Source organism: Legionella sp. D16C41, from assembly GCF_048541585.1.
Classification (GTDB): Bacteria; Pseudomonadota; Gammaproteobacteria; order Legionellales; family Legionellaceae; genus Legionella_C.
In genome coordinates, this window is the sequence record NZ_CP183303.1 from 2,415,620 (window position 1) to 2,439,686 (window position 24,067).

A 24,067-nucleotide genomic window follows, 5' to 3' on the forward strand; every position below is an offset into this window, starting at 1 on the left:
TGATTAACCTAGTGTTGAACCATATTTTTTTTGTAAATAATGAGCCACAGCCCGTATAGCCATCGCTTCTCCCCCTTCGGGTTTTCCAGGTTTACTACTTAGGTTCCAAGCCATAATATCAAAATGCACCCAATTAGTGTTTTTTGGGACAAAATGTTTCAAAAATAAAGCAGCAGTAATTGCTCCAGCATAGGGAGTGCTTCCACAATTAGCTAAATCCGCAATACTTGAATCCAGTAATGAAGTATAGCTCTCAAATAAAGGTAACTGCCAAATTGGATCACTAACTTCTTTGGCAGAGGAAATTAATTCCTGTGCTAATTTATCATCATTAGCAAACATCGCTGCAATTTCCGTACCTACTGCGACCCTAGCTGCGCCTGTTAACGTAGCAAAATCAATAATAAGCTCTGGATTAAACTCACTTGACTTTACTAAAGCATCTGCAAGAATTAATCGTCCTTCAGCATCCGTGTTATCTACTTCTACAGTTAAACCATTGCGCATAGTGATAATGTCACCCGGCCTAAATGCTTCAGGCCCAATTGAATTTTCGACAGCAGGAATTAACACTTGTAGATAGACTGGTAATTGGCATGCCATAATCCACTGTGCCAAACCTAAAGCGTGAGCCGCGCCGCCCATATCTTTTTTCATTAAACGCATACCTGAAGATGGTTTAATATCAAGCCCACCACTATCAAAACAAACCCCTTTGCCCACAATACAGATAGCAGGATGACTAGGGGAACCCCATGTTAAAGATAATAATCTCGGCCTATTGGCAGAAGCTTTACCTACTGTATAAATTGCTGGAAAGTTACTCTCTATTAATTCATTATCAACCCATTGTGTGAAAACAGCTTGATACTGTTCGGCAATTTCTTGCACAACAATTGCCAGTTCTTTCGGACCTAAATCATTGGTTGGTTTATTAATCAGGTCACGAACTAAAAAAATAGCTTGTACCTGATTTTTAATTTGATCTAAAATTTTTTCCGAAACCAGCAAGCTCCTAGCGGATAAATCGGTAGTCTGCCTATAATTAACAAACTGATATTGAGCTAAAGCCCAGTTGATTAAAGCAGTTTGCGAGAGTGCTTCTTCTGAATAATAAGATCCAGGCGGTAAGCGCGTTACCGCATAAGCTATTGCTAAAGCATCACTTTCTGTACCTGAGCCTATATATATTTTGGCTAGAGTGCCGTCTTGATTATTTATTAAACATATATCGCCTAATTTACCAGTAAATTGTTGTAAATTTAAAACATTTTGTTCATAGTCAGTTAAATCAATTAAACCTTTCTTCCATTTATCCTGCGAAATTAAAATTAAAGGATAATTTTGTTTGGCAACCGTTTGGTAAAATAATTCAATATTCATTACTACTCCTTATTAAACCCACGAAAATGTGCCACTCGCATACCAGAAAAATATAAAACCATTAAATAAATAACTATACTGACGCTGACATGAAAAAAAAGTTTGCCCATTCTGGCTACAGGTGACAAGCTCAACCAATCAGGTATTGTACCTGCCATAAAATATAAATATAAAGCAATTATGCTGTTGGCAATTACTAATTGTAAAATAAAAAATAGCCAACCTTTTCTAGGCTGATATATTTTTCGTCGCCGTAACAAAAATAATAAAATGCCACTATTAACATAACCAGCTAATGCCGATGCTAAAGCTAAACCCGCATGAGCCAGCGGCCAAATTAATACAGCACACAAAATACTATTAACAATCATAGCAATAGCACCTATTTTAACTGGCGTTTTTATATTTTGGGTAGCATAAAAGCCTGAAGCTAGCACCTTAACCATCATAAAAGCTGGGATTCCAGCCGACAAAGCAATTAAACTTTTTTGCGTTTGAATTAAATCAAAAGTACTAAATTTTCCATAAGCAAAACAACAAGCAATAAGTGGCATTGAAAAAAAGATAAGGCCTACACTTGCAGGGATACCAAGAAGCAGAATTGTTCTTAGCCCCCAATCAAGGGCAAAAGAAAAATGACTGTTATCTTGAGAAGCATGGCGACGTGATAAATGCGGTAAAATAACGGTAGCAATCGCCACCCCAAAAACACCTAGGGGGAAATCGGTTAAACGATCAGTGTAATATAACCAGGAAACACTACCTACTTTTAAAAATGAAGCAAATATAGAGTCAACGACTAAATTTAACTGCGCAATAGAAACGCCAAATAAGGCCGGGACCATTAGCTTCATAACACGCCTAACCCCTTCATCACCTTTTGCACTTCTTGGCTTAATTAATAGTTGTTTTTGGCGCAGGAAAGGTAATTGAAATAGAAACTGAGCAATCCCGGCAAATAAAACACCCCACGCTAAGGCGACAATCGGCGGGTTACAGTAAGATACTAGAAAAAAGGCTGCTAAAATTAGCGATAAATTTAATAAAACTGGGGTAATAGCTGGTACAACAAAATGGCCGTAAGTATTTAAAACAGCGCCAGCCATAGCAGTTAGAGAAACTAACATTAGATAAGGGAATGTTATCCTTAGCATTTCAGTTGCTAATATTGTCCGGCTACTATGTTCTCCAAAACCCGGAGCAAAAATAAAAATAATTACCGGTGTTGCAAGGATTCCTATTAAAGTAAATAAAGATAATACCGTACTTAATCGGCCAGCAACACGTGCAATAAATGTTCTTACATCTTCATGTGATTGAGTCTGCTGATATTCAGCTAATACAGGTACAAATGCCTGTGAGAAAGCGCCTTCAGCAAATAAACGACGCATAAAATTAGGAATTCGAAAGGCAACTAAAAACGCATCCATACCTGCTTCTGCACCAAACAAATGAGCAAGTACCATGTCACGCACAAAACCTGTCATGCGAGATAGAAAAGTCATTAAAGAAACAAGCGTGCTTGAACGAAGTAGACTCTGCCTTTTAGGAATTATTGTTTCAATAGTGGACATAATTTCAGTAATTATAAAATAAATAGCTTATAATGTTAATGTGATTTTCTATAGATAGGAATAGCAATAAGTAAGTCACTAAGTTTTAAGCTCTGAGAAACTCTATAATGTAACGAAATAAGTTGTACTGAGACGCAACCAATTATCTGAGCATCTGTCGCTATCAATTCGAGACACCATTGTACTAATTTATAGTAGTGAGCCGGCACTTTTCCTAGGTAAATCCTGCTATTTTAGTGTATAGATATTGACAAAAAACGCATGATTGGGCATGATTGGCATTTTTGTGACACGCAAATGAGTGGAGATTTTTAAGTGGCAAATATTAAGTCAGCAATCAAACGTGCTCGTCAGAATGTGAAACTTCGCAAGCATAATGCTAGTGCACGTTCTATGTATCGTACTTATGTAAAAAACGTTCTTAAAGCCGTTGAAGCTGGTGATCAAGAAGCAGCACGAGCAGCTTATGCTAAAGCTCAACCTATTATCGACAAAGCTGCCGGTAAAGGATTGATTCATAAAAATAAAGCGGCAAGAATTAAAAGTCGCTTAAATGCACGTGTTAAAGCAATGGCTGCTTAATTTACTGCTTATTAACTATCTTAATTTAAACGATTTATTCCATCGCTCTATAAGAATACCCGAACCTTCGTTCGGGTTTTTTTGCCTAATACATCAGCAAATAGTGTCAACCTAAAAATGCTACCATTTCTGCTTAAGAACCTTGTCATTTCCGCTTAGGCGGAAATCTAGCTTCATACTTGCATGGTGCCTAAATGGCCATAGATTCCCGCCTGCGCGGGAATGACAACATGGAAAAATGCCTTAATATGGGTACGCTTTAAAAACTCCGTCCCTTCCAAAGAATCCTATCATTTTCGAAGAACCTTGTCATTTTCGAAGAACCTTGTCATTTCCGCGGAGGCGGAAATCTAGCTTCATACTTGCATGGTGCCTAAATAGCCATAGATTCCCGCCTGCGCGGGAATGACAGCATAGAAAAATGCCTTAATATGGGTACGCTTTAAAAACTCCGTCCCTTCCAAAGAATCCTATCATTTTCGAAGAACCTTGTCATTTCCGCGTAGGCGGAAATCTATCTTCATACTTGCATAGTGCCTAAATAGCCATAGATTCCCGCCTGCGCGGGAATGACAGCATGAAAAACTGCCTTAATATGGGTACGCTTTAAGAACTCTGTCATTTCCAAAGAATCCTGTCATTTCCAAAGAATCCTATCATTTCCAAAGAATCCTGTCATTTCCGAAGAATCTTGTCATTTCCGCGTAGGCGGAAATCTATCTTCATACTTGCATAGTGCCTAAATAGCCATAGATTCCCGCCTGCGCGGGAATGACAGCATGAAAAAATGCCTTAATATGGGTACGCTTTAAAAACTCTGTCATTTCCAAAGAATCCTATCATTTTCGAAGAATCCTGTCATTTCCGCGTAGGCGGAAATCTATCTTCATACTGGCACGGTGCCTGTCTAAAAATAGATTCCCGCCTGAGCGGGAATGACTAATCTATTACTTTGTAATTTACTCGTAAAAGACAGCTATTACTGATTACCCAAAAATATTTTCTGCACTTGCTTGTTGATTAAGTTGCTCATAAATTCGTTTTGCTGGCGTATATTGTGGAAATTGTTTGATTAATTGATTAAGAATCATTCTTGATGAGATTTCATCTCCACGATTCCATTCATTAATAGCATCCATATACATTAAATCTGCCGCTTGACCAGCAAGTACTGGCTCTTGACTTAGGTTAACTGGCTCAATGTAGCTAAAACGTTGCTCTTTTAGAGCGCCCATCCAATGAATCATTTTACGAGCCTGTGCATTGCCATTGTCGCTAGCTAGTTTTAATAAGGCCTGACCTTGCGCTGGCTGCCGCTCACCTAAAGAGCCATCTAAATAAAGCATCGCTAATTGATATTGAGCATAAGCATTATTGTTATCAGCTAATTCTTTATAAAGGGAGGCTGCATGTTGCGCGTCTTTATTTACCCCTAGGCCATACTGATACATCCTTGCTAAAGCTAGTTTAGCTTTTTCATTACCTAAATTAGCTGCTTGTTGGTAATAATCTAAGGCTTGTTTAAAATCAATTTTAGTAGCTACACCCGTTTCTGATAATAGTCCAAGCTCATAAAGTGCACTATTATCACCTAATTTTGCAGCTTTTTTATACCAACTTAGGGCCTGCTGATCATCACGTGCCCCTAAATCACCACGAAAATAGATACCTGCTAACTGAGTCATCGCTTTCGCATAACCTCGCTCAGCAGCTTGAGAATAGGCTTCTAGAGCCTTTTGATAATTAACATTTCTATCTTTACCCATTTCATACATTAAGCCTAAATTATACTCTCCAATTTTATCTTGTTTGTTCGCAGCAAAAGAGTAACTATTAAAAGCATTATTATAATCATTATCTACAGTTTCATAGATAAATCCTAAAGCGACTGCAGCTGGCGTATAATCATTTTGCGCTTTACTATACCATTTCTTAGCCATGTCATAATTAGGCTGTTTATCTACCTCACCTAACTGATAAAGTTGCGCTAACAGATATTGCGCCATAGGTTGATTTTGTTCAGCTGCTAATTGATACCAATTAATAGCTAACTCTTTATTTTCTTTACCTGTTAGCCCTTTATCATAAAGAAAGGCTAATTTAAGTGCTGCATCTTTATCACCCTTATTAGCAAAATCTTGATAAATACTTTGTGCCTGTTTCATATTATCAGGATTATTAGCTACCGACATGTAATAATCAGCTATTAGTAAACCGGCTCTACTATTACCTAATTGTCTAGCCTTATCCAGTTCAGGTAAAAAGTCTTCACCTAAATGATAACGTAATACTGCTAAATTAAAGTTAGCGTAAGAAAAGCCAGATGCTGCTGATTTTTGTAATAATTCTTTTGCTTGAGCTACGTTCTTGCTAAGGCCATTACCTTCACTATAATAGGTACCTAAAATAAAATTATTAACTGGATTTTCAGGTGCTTGTTTATACCAATACATTGCTTCAATAGGATCAGCTTTTACCGCAATACCTCTTTCATACATAAGGCCAAGTAAGATTGCAGCAAATGGATTACCACTTTGTGCTTCCTCTTCTGCCACATCGAGTGCTTTCTTTTGCTTAAGCGGATTAGAATCCATGGCATTATAGAAGGCAAGTGGCAGTTTAGCATCAGCAATACCCTCATCAGCTGCCCCCTGATAGAGACGTTTAATAAGCGCAGTTCTAGCTCGTTTTGCATTCATGGTAAACGCTGAGTGGGTTTCTTTACTCAAAAAAGAAGCTAATTGGTACTCGGCAGGACCAAAGTTATTAGATGACGCAATAGAAAGCATAGCTAATGTTTGCTCATGATCAGGTTTAACAATTAAAGTGCCATCAGGAGCAACTAATCCCTGTTCAAAAATATTAGCTAATACATACTGTGCATAGGGATTGCCTTTAAACGCGGCATCTGTTATCCACTGAACCCCTTTTTGATAGTTAACAGGCTCTGTTTGCCCTTCAAGGTATATAATTCCTAAGTTATACTCAGCTCTCAAATCCTGTTGCACCGCAGCTAGCTGAAAATAGGTAATAGCTTGCGGAATATTTTTAGCAACACCTATCCCATATTGATAAAGCTGCCCTAATTCAAATTGGGCTGAAGGGTCTCCTAGTATCGCTTGCCCATACAATTCGTTTAATGCCATTTGTAAATTGGCTTTTTGCTGCCATCCTTCAAGTTGTTCTTCTAAATAATTAAATGGTTTAATTTCGCTTCTGGCTGGATAAGTTGTACTTAGCTTAACAACTGAATCAGAGTCATGTCGTAAAACTAATGATTGGTCGCGTAGGATTTTTTCTATGGTAGATGAGTATGGATAGCGAGGGTAAGCCGATGATTTAACAGCTCCAATAGAAGTTAAATCGGGTACAATAATGTCAAAATAATCACTAATGGAAATATCTTGCGGGTTTACCATATTAAATTCAGGTTGATATAACTCTTGGCGAGTTAATTTATTCATATGCGGGGCGGGATTATAATTATTTTCTTTTAAAGCAGATGGATTTCTCCAAGCATTATAAATACCACTTAGTTGGTACTCTTTACCAAAAGATTTACTTTTATCATCACTTAACCACTGAGCAGCAGCAATATTCGCGGCCAAGGTAGGTTTTGTATCTTTTACTTTCTTTTGCGCTTCTTGTTCCCATTGGCGAGCTAAGTCTAAATTAGCTTCTGTACCTTTGCCATCTTTATATAATTTAGCAACTGCTTTTTGAGCCTCTTTTGAACCATTCTGTGCCGCTTTAAGCATAAAGTTAAAGCCAGCTTTTTCATCATAAATTGGGCTTTTTTTATCCATATAAAGTTCAGCCAGAGTCACTTGGGCTTTAACATCTTGTGCTTGTGCTGCTTTAGTGAGCCATTCTTGCGCCTTAGGCACATTACCTTCTTTATAAGCTATTTGACCATAAACATACATAGCAGGAGGGTAATTTTGCGCGGCAGGTTTTTCAACTAATGCTTTTGCTCTGAGTAAATCTCGATTTACGCCCTGACCATTGACATACAAATCCGCTAATTTTACTTGTGCTTTGAGATTTCCTTGGCTTGCTGCTTTTATAAGCCAAATAACTCCCATTTTTTTATTTTGTGCTTGGCGACTATCTAGAAAACTTTCAGCCAAAGTATATTGGGCAATTGCGTTTCCTTGTTTAGCTGCTTGAATGTAGTAATGTTTAGCTGTCTCTGAATTTCTTTTTACCCCATAACCATACAAATAAGCTGCTGCACAATACATATTTGCAGCGTTGTCATTGGCGTCAGCTGCTTTTTTAAACCATTTAAACGCTTCTTCAGGTTCATCCTTACTTAGCGCATAATTAGCTAGTAAGCGCTCTGCAGGCAAATAACCTCTATCAGCCGCCTCAGTAAAATAACGTAACGATAAGGTATCGTTTTTTAATTGCCCGTAACCATAAAGACGCATTAAACCAAGATAATAATTAGCCACTGGATCTTTAGAAACTAGGCTTGGTAATGTTTTTGCCGCAAGGGTATAATCCCCTTGCCGATAAGCCTCTAAACCATCAGCAGCATTGACCAATTGGCTTGAAGCTCCAGCAACTAAGCAAAACCATGGTAGCAATGATTTCATGGCAAGTTTCCTTTTAATTAATTAATTCCATTACCCTTAACTATATTTAAATTCAATTTTTAAATTGAAGGAATAATACCGTATCGCACTATAGCGTTAACTGCTTCATTTTTAGAATTACTATTTACAAGCCAAAAGTTACCTTGATTATTTAAACCATATTTAACATTCGTATATTCACAAACTTGTAAATGATCTTGGCAATCAACAACGCGTCCATAGGGAGACTTGCCTTCTGCCACAGAGCAAATATACTTTACTACCGGTTCATTAGTCGCTAAAACAGACCATTGCCTGCCTGCAATTGAATGATTTAAGTACATGCTGTATGAGCTATCTTCTTGTAGCATCTGAAATAAATTAATAGCTTGATTAGATTTATTAAAGATAATGTAGAGAGATTGACTACCACCAAATTCACGTGGAGCTAATTTAAGTGTTTTTAAATCAAAAGCGTATCCTTCATTATAACAACCTATAGGATTATTAGTATTTTCTTTCGGATTATTAATACTTTCTTTTGGATTGTTAATATTTTCTTTTTTTGCAGCAAAAAGGCTAGTACAACAAACTAATAAGAGCGAAGAAAATAAAATTTTTAAATATTTCTGGCTACGTTTGTTCATTGTCTTTTTCCACTTGTAGTTGTTAAAATAGGCCGAATAGTAACCTTTGTACCTAAATTATCTCCATTATTTGTTGCTACAAATTCGTGGTTTAACCAAAGCGCATCTTGCGTAAACAATCTAACACATCCGTGGCTGGCACGATAACCTGGAATATCATCTGAGCCATGTAGAGCAAAGCCTTTATGAAAATACATACAATAAGGCATTTTTGCGCCACCTTTACCAATGGGATAAACATTAGAGCGACATTTTTCATTTTCTTTACTGAAGAAATAAAAGACACCTGTCATTGTGCGGCAGGAATGGCTACTGTCAGGACATTTATCAATACCGGAAGAAATTGGTCCCCATTTAACTAATTTGCCGTTAGCATCATAAGCACCCCAGGCAAGCTTATCCTGATCTACAACCACCTGTTTCTCACCTTCTGGTTTTATTTCTAAAGGAAAAGGTGAAAAATCAAGGATGGTTTTGTTTGCTAAATTGCGTGGAACTGCTATCTCCTTGCCATACCATAAATAGTTATAGCTACGGTTGACACGTTGAACAATATCACGCTGCTGTTCGTTGGGAAAAAGCTTTTCCCAAGTCTGCCCACGACCAACTTTAATGCATTCATATTGAGGATAAGCACAAAGCCCTGTTCCATAATAGGCAGCAGCATTGACCACAAGAGCAGGCATCAAGAGAGTAATCATCACCAATAATCTTTTCATGACGTGATCCCCTTATCACTTTTATTCAAGGATTGCGCTTTTAATCCTTCTTTACTCTGTGTCGGTTAATAAGTTAAAAAGTTTAGTACGTTTATTTAATTTTCATTGCCTAATTTACTTACAACTATCTGTTTTACAGAATTCAATTAGTTCGTTTATTACGCTAATGCATAAATTATCCTAACACCTGTAAAAACACGTTAGCTGACGATTTATTAGTGCAAAAAGTAGGCCAAATTTAAGGAAATCTTATCTAGTAATAATGAAAAGATGAGTTTTAAAAATTAAAACGATTTAAGGATGAAAATGCTGATAAATACGAGTAGCCAGTTCGGCATTGATTCCCTCTACTTTTACGATCTCATTAATAGGTGCTTTAGCCAATTCACGCAACCCACCAAAGCGTTGTAGTAAAGCATGCCTTCTTTTCGGCCCTACTCCCTCTATTGTCTCTAGAGTTGACTCAAAACCAGCCGTATTACGCTTTTTCCGATGAGCCATAATTGCAAAACGATGAGCTTCATCGCGTATTTGTTGCAATAAATGTAGTGCTGGCGAATCACTGGGTAGCGTTATTTCCTTGTCTTGTGCAACAAGGATTAATCGTTCCCAACCGGCCTTGCGATCAACACCTTTAGCAATCCCCAGTAAAGTAATGCCTTGAATATCTAACTCTTGTAATACTCTTTTTGCCACACCAACTTGGCCTTTACCCCCATCAATAATTAATAAATCAGGTAAATTTTGCTCTTGTAGTAAGCGCTTATAGCGACGAGATAAAACCTGATACATAGCTGCATAATCATCTGATGGTGTAATGCCTGTAATATTAAATCGGCGATAATCGCTTTTGCGCGGGCCTTCTGAATCAAATACAACGCAAGAGGCCACAGTTAATTCACCTTGGGTATGACTAATATCAAAACATTCCATACGAGTAATAGTTTTTTTAAGCTCAAGAAGATCAGCAAGCGCTGTATAACGCTTAGACATGGTTGCTGCCGAGGCTTCATGTTCATCGACTGCTAAACGGAGGTTATTTTGCGCAAACTCCAACCAACGCGCTTTTATACCTCGTGGACGTACTTGAATACGGCACTCTTTTCCACGTAACTCTGTAAGCATATCTGCCATAAGATCTAACTCTTTAATGGGTTCATCAAGAATTAATAGCTTCGGAATTCTTTCTGGAACTTCAACGTAATAAAAAGATAAAAAGGCTTCAAATACTTGCTTATGTAAGTCATTTTCTTGCATGGATAAGGAGGGTACTTGCGGAAAGAAACTTTGGCTTGCGATAACATGTCCGTCACGTATAGAGATACATTGAACACAAGCAAAGCCAGGACGTGCTTGGATAGCAATAACATCAGCATCACCACGTAGTTGTACCACACCTTGCTGTTCTTGAACCAGCCGTAAACTTTTAATCTGATCGCGTAAAATAGCTGCTTCTTCATAAGCAAGCTGTTGTACTGCCAATTCCATACGCGCTTCTAGCTCTTTTAGAACATCTTGACACCTACCTTGTAAAAATCGAGTGGCATCATTAACTGAGCGTTGATAATCTTCTTGAGAAATATAGCGTGTACAAGGAGCCGTGCATCGCTTAATTTGATATTGTAAACAGGGCCTTGAACGAGCATTAAAATAGCTATCTTTACAATTACGTATTTTAAATACTTTTTGAATTGTGCCTAAGGTTTCTCGGACTATGCCAGCACTAGGATACGGTCCAAAATAAGTCCCTTTTTGTGGCTTTCTTTTACTTCTGTACATTTCTAAGCGGGGATAATCATGCTCTGTTAAATGAATGTAAGGATATGATTTATCATCACGCATTAATACATTATATTTAGGCCGCAATGCCTTAATTAAATTACTTTCCAAAAGTAAAGCTTCAGTTTCAGTTTTAGTAACAGTTACTTCAATGGCCGTAATTTGACTAACCAATGACCGAGTTTTGGCACCTGTTGCTTGCTTAGAAAAATAACTACTCACCCGCTTTTTTAAATTACTAGCTTTGCCAATATAAAGAATATCACCTTTGGCATCTAACATACGATAAACGCCTGGCTCCATAGTAAGATTGTTAAGAAAATTACTTAATTCATTTGATAGTGGTTGCTTACTCATAAATTCAAGGTAAACGCTAATATTGATAACAACTAATTAAGATTAATAACATTAAGTGCTGCATTAACTGTAGCATAAATTAGATTTGACTTCTGCAGAAACTACTATTGCTTAGCGCTTAGAGTTTTCGAAGAAACCTATTAATTTAAGCCTAATCATCTAGGAGTGCGTCAGATGGCTTTTCAATCACACCATGCTTCATAGCAAGATAGGTTAATTCAACATCATTTTTAATACCTAACTTCTCAAAAATTCGATAACGATAACCATTAATAGTCTTAGTGCTTAAAAATAGACGATCAGCGATATCTTGTACTGTCATCCCACTAGTAATCATTAACATAACCTGCATTTCTCGCTCTGATAAAGCATTAAATGGTGAGCCTTGAACAGCCATTAAACTATTAATAGCCATCTTCTGAGCAATTTCAGCACTTAAATACTTCTCACCCTTTGCTACTTTGCGAATAGCTGCAGCCATTTCTTGCACGCCAGATTCTTTAGTGAGATAACCCATAGCGCCTAACTGTAAAACACGAGTGGGTAAGGGATCAGCACAAATTGCTGTAACAGCAATAATCCTGATATGAGGATTAGATTTTTTAAGTCGCCGCGTGACTTCCCATCCATCAATACCTGGCATTTTCATATCCAATAGAAGAACATCAGGTTTGTGAGATTTCACCAACAATAGGGCTTCCTCGCCGCTTGCAGCCTCAGCAACTACATCCATATCAGGCAAATCTTCTAAAAGTCGGCGAATACCCATTCTAACCAATGCATGGTCATCGACAATGAGTATTTTGATCAAGTGATGCTCCTTGACAGTCTGTCAGTCAATAAACTTCTTACACAATTGAAGTAATTTGCTGATAGCAGGATAAAAATATGCTGATTCATAAAACAATGCAGTAACGCTTGTAATATTGTGCTAAGCAAAATTACATATGTGCAAGAGGTCTCACAATACAAAAATTACGACGATATTAACAAGACTAACTAGGCATTACAATTAAAGATACTTTAATTTGCATAAACTCGAGTTGTACAGGACAAAAATGAAAAACATCGTTAACATTTTTTCGCTGTCCTGCAACTTGATCCACAGGACATAGGTCTTTCATAAAAAGACTTAAATAATTTTTCAATTTTTACCTTATACAAAATTAAAATCTTATTAGTTACTATCTCGCTAACTTGTCGAATTAATTATAAGATCCTCTATTAATTATAGAATATTGATCTTATCTTGCTTCTCCTTGTAAAACTCTATTAGGCATAATTTACAGCAAAGCCTTTAACAAACATGAATATGTATACTAGGATTGTTCTTATCCACCTCAAATAAAGGCGGAAATTCTCCCAATTCACAAGCTCTTTGCATATATTTTTCTAAATCCTGTCCAACAAAATCATATAAAACTTGATAATTGTCAATAACAAAGTAAATTTGCTGTAATCTGTCAATACGATAAGGTGTTCGAAAAACAACAACGGGGTCAAATAAGACGCGTATTGGCACATCACTTTCTACACTATAAGCAGTTTCACTAATAGATGATAAAATTCCACCACCGTAGGCGCGTAAACCATTAGCAGTTTTTATTAACCCAAATTCAACCGTAAACCAAAATAAGCGCTGCAATAAAGGCCATTTATTTTCCGGAAAAGTTAGTACTTTACGTGCATAATTACACAAGAAATCAGCATAAATGTGATCAGTTAACATGGGACAATGGCCAAATATTTCGTGAAAGATATCCGGCTCTTTTACATAATTTAACTCTTCTTGGCAACGAATAAAGGTGGCAGCTGGAAAATGACGTTCAGCTAATAATTCAAAAAACTCTCGAGCTGAAATTAAAGCTGCAACTGGTTTAACTTGCCAGCCCGTTAGTGACATAAGTCTCGCATTAATTTCAGGGAGCTGCGGAATATGATTAGGTGATAAATTAAGTATATCTAGCCCTTTTAAAAATTCATCACAGGCACGATTAGGTAAAATAGCTTTTTGTCTTTGATAAAGTTGCTGCCAAATATGATCTTCTTCTTCTGAATACTCAATAAGCCCTTGTGCATTAGGTTGATGTGAGACGTATCGACTAACAAATTTCATAATAGCTCCTGGCACTCATAGTTATTTAGATTATATAAAATAATTTATACCTCTATGAGAAAGCACATATCTGTTTGGAAGACTTAAAGCTTATACAAATCTTAAGCTAATTAATGTTAATTTAAGGTTTTTGTAAAGCCTAACCATCATTTTTTAAATAAATTACTTCACTAATGCCAACATAAAAAACAATAAGTCATCTATAGGGCGATATGACTTAAATTATAGCTATTTATAACAGAAATCAAGAAGTGCGTTTACCGATTTTAGAAATAGGTATAAAGGTTTCAATACCTGTCTCTAATCGACGTTGCTCACCTTTCCAAGCATGACCATAAATAACTTCATAAGTGAGCGGATATTTGCCGTCTATGGTAAGAAGTTTTTGATAATTTTTCTCAAAAGCCTGCCAATGACCTTTGGCCGTTAAACCTTGATTACGATGAAGATTTATATTACGTACACCTTGTGCTTTTAAGCTAGATGTAAGTTCTCCTAAATCATTATAATGAACCGTTAAATATTCCATATCAACAACGGGATCTAAAAAGCGTTCATTTAATAAACAATCACCAATATCATGCATATCTATAAAATTATTGGTATGCGCATAGTTATTAACTAAAGCCCAGGCCTGCTTTAATTCTTTAAAAGTATCTGGGCCTAATGTAGAAAACATAAAACAACCATTTGGCGCCATCACGCGATTTAATTCACGAAATAGTGGCGCTAACGTTGCATTCCAATGAATAACTTGGTTGGCAAAAATTAGATCAAATACGCCGTCAACAAAAGGTAGAGTCATCATGTCGGCATTTATCAGGAGCCATTTACGCCAAAAAGTTTGTTTTTGTCTAGCTTGCAATAACATCTCATAAGCAATATCAAGTCCAATAATCACTGCCTTTGGATACTTTTTTTTAAGTAAAAGACTAAAAATAGCCGGTCCACAACCTAAATCAAGGATAAAACGAGGTTGAATTTTTAAATAATCCAATCGTTCAAATAGGCGATTTCCTATTTCAGTTTGAACTTTTGCTGCCTGTTGATAATGGACAGCATGTTGATTAAAGGCATTGCAAATTTCTGTTTTAGGATTCATCATGAGGCGCTTAATAATAGGAAGTCCAACAACTATGCTTAAAAAATTGGCCAGTATAGCACAACTACTGCGCTTGACTGCAGTATGCGCTTTATGTAATCAATACCATCGCGAGCATTTTGCTATTTGTAATTCTTGCTTAGCCTTGCTAAGGCGCTTAGAGCATGCTTGTGTTATTTGCCAATTACCATTAGCAGATGACTCTATATTACAATGTGGATATTGTATTAAACAGAAACCGATTTATGATCAAGTATTAACAGCTTATATTTTTGAAGAGCCATTACGAACGTTAATTCATCAGTTTAAATACCAACAAGCACTTTACCTAAATTCATTATTAACTAAACTCATGCTAGATGCTCTACCCAATCAATCCTATTATTCAGACTGCCTTATCCCTATCCCATTACATCCTAAGCGGCTCTATAATCGTGGTTTTAATCAGTCTGTTATCTTAGCACAAGCATTAGGTAAAAAACTTGCTATTCCAGTTGATTTAAGAGTGCTACACAAAACAAGAAATACGCAACCACAAGCTACTTTATCAAGAAAACAACGACATAGTAACTTAAACTCCTCTTTTACCGTTCACACAAATCATTATCAGCATGTAACAATTATTGATGATTTATTAACAACAGGAAGTACTGCTAATGAAGTTGCCAAGGCGTTAAAAGATAAAAATATTCAACGTGTTGATATATGGTGTTTAGCAAGAGCTACAATAGACCTCTTTCCAAACTAGTAGTAATGGCCAATCTCAACCGAAAAAGTCTTCAAAATGCTTATGTACATACTTCATATACACTGCACTTTTTCAACCTTTTTTCGACTGACTTTGTCTCATTACTATTAGTTTGGAAAGAGGTCTAATAACTTAATCATTAAACCTAATGTACTAAACGTTGCAGATCATTTGATATTAATTGAACTAAAAATACCACAAATGCAATAAAAGCTAATTGGTAAAGTAATACTTCTAAGGCAATTGAGACAGGTTTGCCACGAATTTTTTCAAGTATAGTTAATAGAATTGAACCACCATCTAAGCCAGGAATAGGAAATAAATTAACGAGCCCAACTGCTAAACTAAAATTAGCTATAAAATATAAAAAAGTAATTAAACCCTCGTGTAGTGAGCTTACTGAAACTGAAATTATTCCAATAGGGCCAAGTAGCAACGAAAAAGGAATGGCGCCAATTAAAACTTGCTTTAATGCTAAGAGTAAAAAGAAGAACATCCGCCAGATTGTGCGTAAGGATTCTACAATAGCTGCTAGAAACGATTTAGGAACAACCTGTTGCTTAAATTGAGGAGATTTATCAATGGATAGTCCTAAAAAACCCGCTAAACCTTTCGTATTTTTGGTAAAATTAGCATTTAAATTTAAATTAATTTTTCTCTCTATTTGTTGAGCATCAGTAACAGTAGCAGTTACCGCAGACTTTCCTAAATTAACGATTAAGATATTCCCTACTTCCTGCCATGAATTAGTCGGCCAGTTTTCGATACTTATAAAATGATCAGCAGGCTTTAAACCTGCATTTGCCGCAATACTATTAGGAACGACATCTTTAATTACTGGTGTTAACTGTTGATGCCCTACTAAATAGAAAATAGTAAGCGCTAATAAAGCAACAAAAAAATTTGCCACTCCCCCTGCTAACAGGATAATAATTCGTTGCCAGGCTGGCCGTTTATCAAAGCAGACAGAATATTGCTCTGGTTTAACCTGTTGAATACGCGAATTTAGAAGCTTAACATAACCGCCTAGGGGCCACATGGCCCATACCCATTCCTGTCCCTTTCTATCTTTCCAGCAAAAAATAGGTTTACCAAAGCCAATTGAAATACGCTGTATTTTTACACCAAAAAATTTTGCCGCTAAGGCATGTCCTGCTTCATGTAAACCCACAACTAATAAAAGGGTTAATACAATAGCAAGTAACGCAATAAACATAAGTATACCTCTACCTTTAAAGGACTGGTTTTTAGAGTTTCGTGCTGCTAGAAAATTTTAAAAAACTTGTAATAAATTACCTATTCTTTGCTTTTTAAAATTTCCTAGCCACAAAATCAAGTTACAAAAAAACCAGCCACTTTAATGGCAGAGGTAAAAATTTAAATTAACGCGTATTATCAACAACTAATTGCAGTACAGGGCGGCGCGTGCGTTCGGATTCTAACTCACAGCCCTTACGGTAGACTTCAAAAGTTCGGTAAACTTGATTTGTTTCGCTATCTACCAATTCGACATCATCGCCTTGATCGTCAAGTAAGGTTACAGTTAAACGAATTTCACGAAATTGGGTAATTTGATAATGCTCTTTAAATAAACGTAGTACACTTAATAAACTTTCTGCAGCTTCTTCATTAGTATGTTTTCCCTGCAAGATAATTTCCATTTCCTACTCCTTATAAAAGGAATCAATTTAATTAGCGGCATAAATTAGAATGTCTTGAGTCTGGCTCCTATCTGGCTTAGCATTATTTACTTTAAAAAATAGCTTTAAACATAAAAATAAGCTTTAAATTTTAATGACGTCTATAAAAGAAAATAGTTTTGGTTTACAATTCATAATTATAGCGTAACCGTGTAGATATATGGTGTTTGTTGCCTGTGGGCTCAATTATAAAACAGCTCCTCTAGAAGTTCGTGAGAAAATTGCTTTGCCTCCAGCGAGGCAAGATAGCTTTTTGCAAAATTTAATTGCTCAGCCTGCGGTCAATGAAGCAGCTATACTATCAACCTGCAATCGTACAGAAATCTATTGCGAAACTGATAATCCCAAAGAATTACTTCCTTGGATAGCAGAAGAGCATCACCTCATTAAGAAAGAATTATTACCATTTTTTTACCTCTATCCAGGCGAAGAAGGTATAAGACATACCTTACGTGTTGCTAGCGGGCTAGACTCAATGATGTTAGGTGAACCGCAGATTCTAGGCCAAATGAAGCAGGCTTATAAACAAGCTTGCCAAGCAGGCACAATTAAAACTAATTTACGTTTTATTTTTGAGTATGTATTCAAAGCCAGTAAACGGGTAAGAAACCGTAGCGGCATAGGTACAAACCCAATTTCAGTTGCTTACGCTGCAGTACAATTGATTAGCAAACTATTTTCTAGTTCTAAAGATTTAGATGTCTTTTTAATTGGTTCAGGTGAGACAGCAACTTTAGTTGCAAAATATTTACATAAACAAGGCTTGCATCGTTTTAAAGTAGCAAGTCGCACTCGAGAAAATGCCGAATTATTAGCAGCTAATTTCAATGGTGAGGCACTTGCTATTGGCGATATCCCTGAATACTTAGCACAAGCTGATGTGGTTATTTCTGCTACGGCTTGTCCACTGCCCTTTATTAATAAAAGCTTAGTTGCAAATTCTCTTATAAAGCGTAACTATGCGCCTATGTTTTTCTTAGACTTAGCTGTACCAAGAGATATTGAACCTGATGTCGGCAAGCTACAAAATGTAAGTCTATATAATATAGATGATTTACAAACCATGATTGAACAAGGCATGAATGAAAGACGAACAGCAGCCTTGCAAGCAGAACAATTGATAGATTGCGAGCTAGATAATTATATTCGTTGGCATCGCTCATTGCGCGCCAAAGAGGTCATTTGTGATTATCGCCATCGTATGCAATTGCTGGCTGAAGAAGAATTGCGTCGTGCCAAAACTAAATTATCCAATGGCTTTAATCAAGATTTAGTTCTACGTGAGTTTTGTGACAGGCTCGTTAATAAATTAACTCATCATCCTACGACAGGCTTAAAACAAGCTGCTTGGGATGGTAGACAAGAACTACTTGATTTAACTCACTATTTATTTAATACCGTAGATGATCCCGTAAATATATGAAAAAATCGCTTGAGCTAAAATTACAACAATTATTAGAACGTTTTCAAGAAGTAAGCCGGTTGCTGTCTGAGCCTTCTATCATTGCGGATCAAAATCAGTTTAAAAATTTATCTAAAGAATATGCTCACTTAGAGCCTCTAGCTAATTGCTATAATAACTATTTAAAAGCTGAAACTAATCTTAAATCCCTAGAAGAGCTTGTTACAGGTGCTGACGAAGACTTAGCTAGTATGGCTGCAGAAGAAATTGATACAGCAAAAGGCGAAGTGGAAAAACTTGAAGATGAATTACAATGGCATTTAGTCCCTAAAGACCCCGATGATTCACGTAATGTTTACTTAGAAGTACGTGCAGGTGCTGGTGGTGATGAAGCGTCTATCTTTGCAGGTGATTTATTTCGTATGTATAGCCGCTATGCTGAGAATCAAGGCTGGCATGTTGAAGTTGTTAGTGCTAATGCGGGCGAGCATGGTGGCTATAAAGAAATTATTGCGCGTATTTCAGGTAATGCTGTTTATTCACAATTAAAATTTGAATCAGGCGCACATCGTGTGCAACGGGTGCCAACAACCGAATCTCAAGGCCGTGTCCATACTTCAACTTGTACAGTTGCCATTTTGCCTGAAGTTGAAGAAATTGATGATATTGACATTAATCCAGATGAATTACGTATCGACACTTATCGTTCTTCTGGCGCAGGCGGACAGCATGTTAATAAAACAGACTCAGCTATTCGCATTACCCATTTACCTACTGGGGTTGTAGTAGAGTGCCAAGATGAGCGGTCTCAACATAAAAATCGCTCTAAAGCCATGGCCTTATTAAAAACTCGTCTGCTTGATGCAGAACAAAGTAAACAGCGACAAGAACAGGCTCAAACAAGAAAACTCTTAGTCGGCTCTGGCGATCGCTCAGAACGAATTCGAACTTATAATTTTCCGCAAGGCCGTTTAACCGATCACCGCATCAACCTTACTCTTTATCAACTCAATGATATTATCGAGGGGGATATTTCACCTGTGCTTGAAGCGCTCAAGCGTGAACATCATGCTGAATTGCTTGCAGAGCTTGGACGCCATGAATAACATCAAATATTCACTTGAGCTTGCAACAAGGCAACTGACTGAATATATTCAAGAAGATGCACGTAATGATGCTGAAATTTTATTAGCTTATGTGATGGGTAAAACGCGAACATATATTTATACTCATCCGGAAAAAGAACTAACTAAAGAAGAATTCAACCGTTTCCAACGTTTAGTCGCTCGTCGTTCCTTAGGGGTACCGGTTGCTTATATTATTGGAACTCGAGAATTTTGGTCTTTACCTTTAAAAGTTAATGAAGAAACACTCATTCCTCGCCCTGAAACTGAGTTATTAGTAGAAATTGCTTTAACATTATTAAAAGCCTGTCCTAATGCCTATATTTTAGACTTAGGTACTGGCAGCGGTGCTATAGCACTTGCTTTAGCAAAAGAACGATCGGATTGGATGATCACAGCTTGTGATTGTAGCCAAGGGGCACTAGCAACGGCTAAAAATAATGCTCATCTTTTAAATTTATCTAACATTCATTTTTGCTATTCTGATTGGTTTTCACAAATAGATAAACAGCAAACTTTTCATGCTATTGTATCAAATCCGCCCTATGTTGCCGCTAATGATCCCCATTTAATTTCTGGTGACTTACGTTTTGAACCACAACTTGCCTTAGTTGGTGGGCAGGATGGTTTAGCAGCTTTAGAACACATTATCAAGCATAGTTTTGCGAGGCTTAAACACGAAGGTTTATTATTAATAGAGCACGGTTTTGATCAAAAATCCTCAGTTGCGTCTATGCTTAATAAGTATGGCTATCAAGATGTACAATGTTGGCAAGATTTACAAGGACACGACCGAGTTAGTGTAGGAAGACGTATAATTTAAGGGGTAATAGCTTAAGTAAGTTAGATTAAATCTTAATGAAAGGCGAGAGATGATCTATTATAGTTGATGGCAACGCTAATTTTTGGTATACCTAAGCGCCTTTAATTGTCATGCCCTTAAGTTTGTATCTGATTCTTAATCGCAAGTAGCAAACCTTGAGAAAAGTCAGATTTAAGTGCAATTAAGTGCAATTAATTCAAAATAATCTATTATAGATGAGCTATAGTAATTATTTTAGAATTATTTTCACCAATATGCGCCTAACAGGCTTTATTGAATTTATGATCTACAATAGGGCGTGTATGTGGATAAGTACCAACGTGGGAGGCAATTATGCCAGCGCAATCAGTTAAGACGAAATTTAAAAGTGACGCTACAGGTAACATGGGAATTCCCTTCTATGAAGAAGCAGAGGGTGAAGAGTACATGAATGAAAAGCAGCTAGCACATATTGAAAAAATATTGTTAGCTTGGCGTCAATCCCTTATGGAAGAGGTGGATAGAACTGTATCCCATATGAAAGATGAAGCAGCTAACTTTCCCGATCCATCTGACCGAGCAAGCCAAGAAGAAGAATTTAGCTTAGAATTACGTACTCGTGATCGTGAACGTAAGCTTATTAAAAAAATAGAAGACGCCTTAGAACGCTTACGTGACGATGACTTCGGTTACTGTGAGGCTTGCGGCATTGAAATTGGTTTGCGACGTTTAGAAGCTAGACCTACAGCTACTCTTTGTATTGATTGTAAGACCTTGTCTGAAATAAAAGAAAGACAGAATCAGGGCGGTTAAACTTACAAACTGTAGGTTGGGCCTTGGCCCAACAATATCCATATCAATGTTGGGCCAAGGCCCAACCTACATAAAAACTCTCCCAATCTTAATTGGATACCGGCTTTAATAGCTTATCAATTTGCTGCAGATAATGTGTTACGGTACCTTTATTTTCATTTAAAATTTGGGTTGCGTTATCAATTAAAGCTTGCCGTTTATCTTGGTTTTCGTAAAGTTCAATAATTTTATCAATTAATTCATCAGCGTTATCAACTAATATCATTGCATGAGCACTTTCTAAACTCTTACAAATTGCTTTAAAATTATGAACATATTTACCACTGATAACCGGTGTTTGCATAGCTATAGGTTCCAGTATATTATGACCACCAATAGGAATTAAACTACCTCCTATAAACGCATAATGACTAAGCTTAAAAAAAGTTAATAGCTCACCTATAGAATCTAAAATGATAACATCTTTATTACTTATTTCTTGATTTATCTGACTACGTAAACCAGTTTTAAACCCCATTTTAGAAGATAGTTGATAAACTTTTTGAAAGCGCTCGGGGTGGCGAGGCGCAATTAATAATAGAAGGTTAGGTATATGAGCTTTTAATTTATTTAAACGAGTCAAAATAAGTTGCTCCTCGCCCTCATGCGTACTAGCAACGATTACTCTTACTGTTTTCTGTCCTAAATAATCATCAAATTTTAATAGTTGTGCGTTTGATGGTGGTATTGCTAAATCAAACTTTATATTACCACCTACTTTCACTTTATTTTCCTTTGCGCCTAATTGCTTAAAATAAAATGCGTCTTCAATACTCTGTGCAAAAATACAACTAAATTTATTTAATATTGGTTTGAATAACCACTTAACTTTTCTATAGCCCTTATAAGAGCGTTGAGATAGGCGAGCATTTAATAATAATAAAGGAATAGATACCTCATCTGCGCTGGTAATTAAATTTGGCCATAATTCCGTTTCCATAATAATGCCAAGCTTAGGTTTATTAAATTTAAAAAAACGGCGCATAGCAGAGGGTAAATCATAAGGAAGATAGCGATGAATAACGCGATCTTTAAAGTGAGCTTTTACTTTTTCAGCACCTGTAGGGGTCATGGTTGTGATTAAAAGTTGCTTATTTGTTTGTAACAGGCCTTCTATCAATGGGATTGCAGCAATTACCTCACCTAACGAAACAGCATGTAGCCATACATCATAAATAGCTTTTGTTTGACTACCATAGCCGAACCGCTCAGCAATACGTTGCCGATAAGCAGGCAATTTTCGCCCTTTCCACCACAAACGAACTAATAAATAAGGGCTTAAACAGTATAAAAGAAAGGAATAAAGTCGCTGCATAAAAATAATATTATAAAATGAGTCAGTATAACTGTTATAAATGCTTAAATACCAGCAAAAATCATTAAGACCAACCTTTAAAATTGTTAAAACTCAATAAAACTCGTAATTTTTCGAAACACCTGGCAAAATTAAGGCTAGAATTAACTAGGGCCCTTCTATTTTATTCAATAGACCTCTTTCTAAGCTATTAAAAGCTTTAGAAAAAGGGCTTAAAAGGTACTGTATATAGGAAATTGAACATTTGAAATTTTTTTTTCTAAAGAGATTAGTCCATCTATGACATTTAGAAAGAGTTGGAGTAAATAGTAATTTAAGACTTAGTTAATTATACTTAGGTATAACAATAGCGGAACTATGATAGTGAATTTTCGTCATTTCTTTACCACCCATGCTTGGTGGGGAAAAATTTTAGGGGGTTTTTTTGGCTATTTAATAGCAGGCCCTGCTGGTGCTTTATTTGGGATACTAATTGGTAATTTTTTTGACCGTGGTTTAGTTGCTCATTTTGCTAGACCTCATTGGTCTTACCATGATGAAAAGCGTAAATCCGTGCAAAAAGTCTTTTTTCAGGCAACATTTACCGTTATGGGGTATGTTGCTAAAGCGGATGGCCGTGTTTCAGAAAATGAAATTCAGATGGCTAGACAATTAATGGATGAAATGCGTTTGGGGAAAGAGCAACAAATATTAGCCAAACGTTATTTTCAACAAGGCAAAGAAAAGAATTTTAATCTAACTACTATATTATCTACTTTAAGAAATGTCTGTCGAGATAATTTAGAATTATTAAAATTATTTATGGATATTCAGTATCGCTCAGCTCAAGTAGACGGATTAACTGACCGAAAAATTGAAGTACTCGATTCTATCTTTGTATCTTTAGGATTTGCACCTCTGCGTCAACAATACCGATTTTATGAAGATTTCCATTTCCGACGCACTCAGTCACAGTCGTCCTCTTCTTCATCTGGTTACTCTTCTTCAAATCAGCGCCAATCTTATCAGGGTCGGCGTAATTATAATTATCAAAGTTCCTCATCACCAAATTCTCTCGCGCAAGCTTATGCACTTCTTGAAATTAATCAATCAGCTACTAAACAAGAAGTTAAAAGAGCTTATCGTCGTCTTATTAGTAAAAATCATCCTGATAAGCTAATTGCTCAAGGTTTACCTGAAGAAATGATTAAAATAGCTAATGATAAAACACAAAAGATTACTAAAGCCTATGAGCAAATATGTACTAGTAAAGGCTGGTAAGTAATTCTAATTCTTTTAAGAAAGC

20 protein-coding genes are annotated in these 24,067 nt (G+C 36.5%); 7 read left to right on the top strand and 13 right to left on the bottom strand.

What is annotated here, in order from left to right:
- Positions 1 to 3: 3 nt before the first annotated feature.
- Positions 4 to 1,383 (bottom strand): leucyl aminopeptidase family protein, encoded by a 1,380-nt coding sequence (locus ACNVED_RS10455; protein ID WP_419418962.1) that lies wholly within the window; start codon positions 1,381 to 1,383, stop codon positions 4 to 6.
- 2 nt (positions 1,384 to 1,385) lie between these two features.
- On the bottom strand, positions 1,386 to 2,957 hold the full coding sequence (murJ, locus tag ACNVED_RS10460) for a murein biosynthesis integral membrane protein MurJ (protein ID WP_419418963.1): 1,572 nt from the start codon (positions 2,955 to 2,957) through the stop codon (positions 1,386 to 1,388).
- A gap of 315 nt (positions 2,958 to 3,272) precedes the next feature.
- Between murJ and rpsT the strand changes: the two genes are divergently transcribed.
- Complete coding sequence (gene rpsT / locus ACNVED_RS10465; RefSeq protein ID WP_419418964.1) at positions 3,273 to 3,539, top strand: 30S ribosomal protein S20; 267 nt, start codon at positions 3,273 to 3,275, stop codon at positions 3,537 to 3,539.
- 986 nt (positions 3,540 to 4,525) lie between these two features.
- Here rpsT and ACNVED_RS10470 read toward each other — a convergent pair.
- From ACNVED_RS10470 to bioC, 8 genes are all read right to left on the bottom strand, one after another.
- Positions 4,526 to 8,140: a tetratricopeptide repeat protein gene (locus ACNVED_RS10470; protein ID WP_419418965.1), complete on the bottom strand. Its 3,615-nt coding sequence runs from the start codon at positions 8,138 to 8,140 to the stop codon at positions 4,526 to 4,528.
- Positions 8,141 to 8,199: 59 nt separating this feature from the next.
- Entirely contained in the window at positions 8,200 to 8,766 is a 567-nt protein-coding gene (locus tag ACNVED_RS10475) for an endopeptidase IV (protein WP_419418966.1), read from the bottom strand.
- Positions 8,763 to 9,485 (bottom strand): L,D-transpeptidase, encoded by a 723-nt coding sequence (locus ACNVED_RS10480; RefSeq protein WP_419418967.1) that lies wholly within the window; start codon positions 9,483 to 9,485, stop codon positions 8,763 to 8,765. The genes ACNVED_RS10475 and ACNVED_RS10480 overlap by 4 nt, the downstream gene beginning before the upstream one ends.
- Before the next feature lie 294 nt (positions 9,486 to 9,779).
- Positions 9,780 to 11,621 carry an excinuclease ABC subunit UvrC gene (gene uvrC / locus ACNVED_RS10485; RefSeq protein ID WP_419418968.1) on the bottom strand — a complete coding sequence of 614 codons (1,842 nt, stop codon included), beginning with the start codon at positions 11,619 to 11,621 and terminating at the stop codon, positions 9,780 to 9,782.
- Positions 11,622 to 11,772: 151 nt separating this feature from the next.
- Entirely contained in the window at positions 11,773 to 12,432 is a 660-nt protein-coding gene (gene letA / locus ACNVED_RS10490; protein WP_419418969.1) for a two-component system response regulator LetA, read from the bottom strand.
- A 184-nt stretch (positions 12,433 to 12,616) separates the two neighbouring features.
- Positions 12,617 to 12,745, bottom strand: a complete 129-nt coding sequence (locus tag ACNVED_RS10495) for a hypothetical protein (protein ID WP_419418970.1) — start codon at positions 12,743 to 12,745, stop codon at positions 12,617 to 12,619.
- 173 nt (positions 12,746 to 12,918) lie between these two features.
- A complete protein-coding gene (phhA, locus tag ACNVED_RS10500; RefSeq protein ID WP_419418971.1) occupies positions 12,919 to 13,737 on the bottom strand; it encodes a phenylalanine 4-monooxygenase in 819 nt (272 codons plus the stop codon).
- 244 nt (positions 13,738 to 13,981) lie between these two features.
- Positions 13,982 to 14,839, bottom strand: coding sequence for a malonyl-ACP O-methyltransferase BioC (bioC, locus tag ACNVED_RS10505; protein ID WP_419421175.1), 858 nt, complete (start codon positions 14,837 to 14,839; stop codon positions 13,982 to 13,984).
- Position 14,840: 1 nt separating this feature from the next.
- Between bioC and ACNVED_RS10510 the strand changes: the two genes are divergently transcribed.
- Entirely contained in the window at positions 14,841 to 15,587 is a 747-nt protein-coding gene (locus ACNVED_RS10510) for a ComF family protein (RefSeq protein ID WP_419418972.1), read from the top strand.
- A gap of 145 nt (positions 15,588 to 15,732) precedes the next feature.
- Here ACNVED_RS10510 and ACNVED_RS10515 read toward each other — a convergent pair whose 3' ends face one another.
- A complete protein-coding gene (locus ACNVED_RS10515; protein WP_419418973.1) occupies positions 15,733 to 16,803 on the bottom strand; it encodes a M50 family metallopeptidase in 1,071 nt (356 codons plus the stop codon).
- A gap of 166 nt (positions 16,804 to 16,969) precedes the next feature.
- Positions 16,970 to 17,248 carry a hypothetical protein gene (locus ACNVED_RS10520; RefSeq protein ID WP_419418974.1) on the bottom strand — a complete coding sequence of 93 codons (279 nt, stop codon included), beginning with the start codon at positions 17,246 to 17,248 and terminating at the stop codon, positions 16,970 to 16,972.
- Positions 17,249 to 17,447: 199 nt separating this feature from the next.
- Here ACNVED_RS10520 and hemA point away from each other — a divergent pair, with 199 nt between their 5' ends.
- The 4 genes from hemA (at position 17,448) to dksA (ending at position 21,428) form a co-directional block, all read left to right on the top strand.
- Entirely contained in the window at positions 17,448 to 18,710 is a 1,263-nt protein-coding gene (gene hemA / locus ACNVED_RS10525; RefSeq protein WP_419418975.1) for a glutamyl-tRNA reductase, read from the top strand.
- Positions 18,707 to 19,795 carry a peptide chain release factor 1 gene (gene prfA, locus ACNVED_RS10530; protein WP_419418976.1) on the top strand — a complete coding sequence of 363 codons (1,089 nt, stop codon included), beginning with the start codon at positions 18,707 to 18,709 and terminating at the stop codon, positions 19,793 to 19,795. Before hemA ends, prfA begins: the two co-directional genes overlap by 4 nt.
- Positions 19,788 to 20,636: a peptide chain release factor N(5)-glutamine methyltransferase gene (gene prmC, locus ACNVED_RS10535; RefSeq protein ID WP_419418977.1), complete on the top strand. Its 849-nt coding sequence runs from the start codon at positions 19,788 to 19,790 to the stop codon at positions 20,634 to 20,636. Before prfA ends, prmC begins: the two co-directional genes overlap by 8 nt.
- 333 nt (positions 20,637 to 20,969) lie before the next feature.
- Positions 20,970 to 21,428 (top strand): RNA polymerase-binding protein DksA, encoded by a 459-nt coding sequence (gene dksA, locus ACNVED_RS10540; protein WP_419418978.1) that lies wholly within the window; start codon positions 20,970 to 20,972, stop codon positions 21,426 to 21,428.
- Positions 21,429 to 21,516: 88 nt separating this feature from the next.
- Here the strand turns inward: dksA and waaA are convergent, their stop codons facing one another.
- Positions 21,517 to 22,782 (bottom strand): lipid IV(A) 3-deoxy-D-manno-octulosonic acid transferase, encoded by a 1,266-nt coding sequence (gene waaA, locus ACNVED_RS10545; protein ID WP_419418979.1) that lies wholly within the window; start codon positions 22,780 to 22,782, stop codon positions 21,517 to 21,519.
- 363 nt (positions 22,783 to 23,145) lie between these two features.
- Between waaA and djlA the strand changes: the two genes are divergently transcribed.
- Positions 23,146 to 24,042: a co-chaperone DjlA gene (gene djlA, locus ACNVED_RS10550; protein WP_419418980.1), complete on the top strand. Its 897-nt coding sequence runs from the start codon at positions 23,146 to 23,148 to the stop codon at positions 24,040 to 24,042.
- The last annotated feature ends 25 nt before the right edge of the window (positions 24,043 to 24,067 follow it).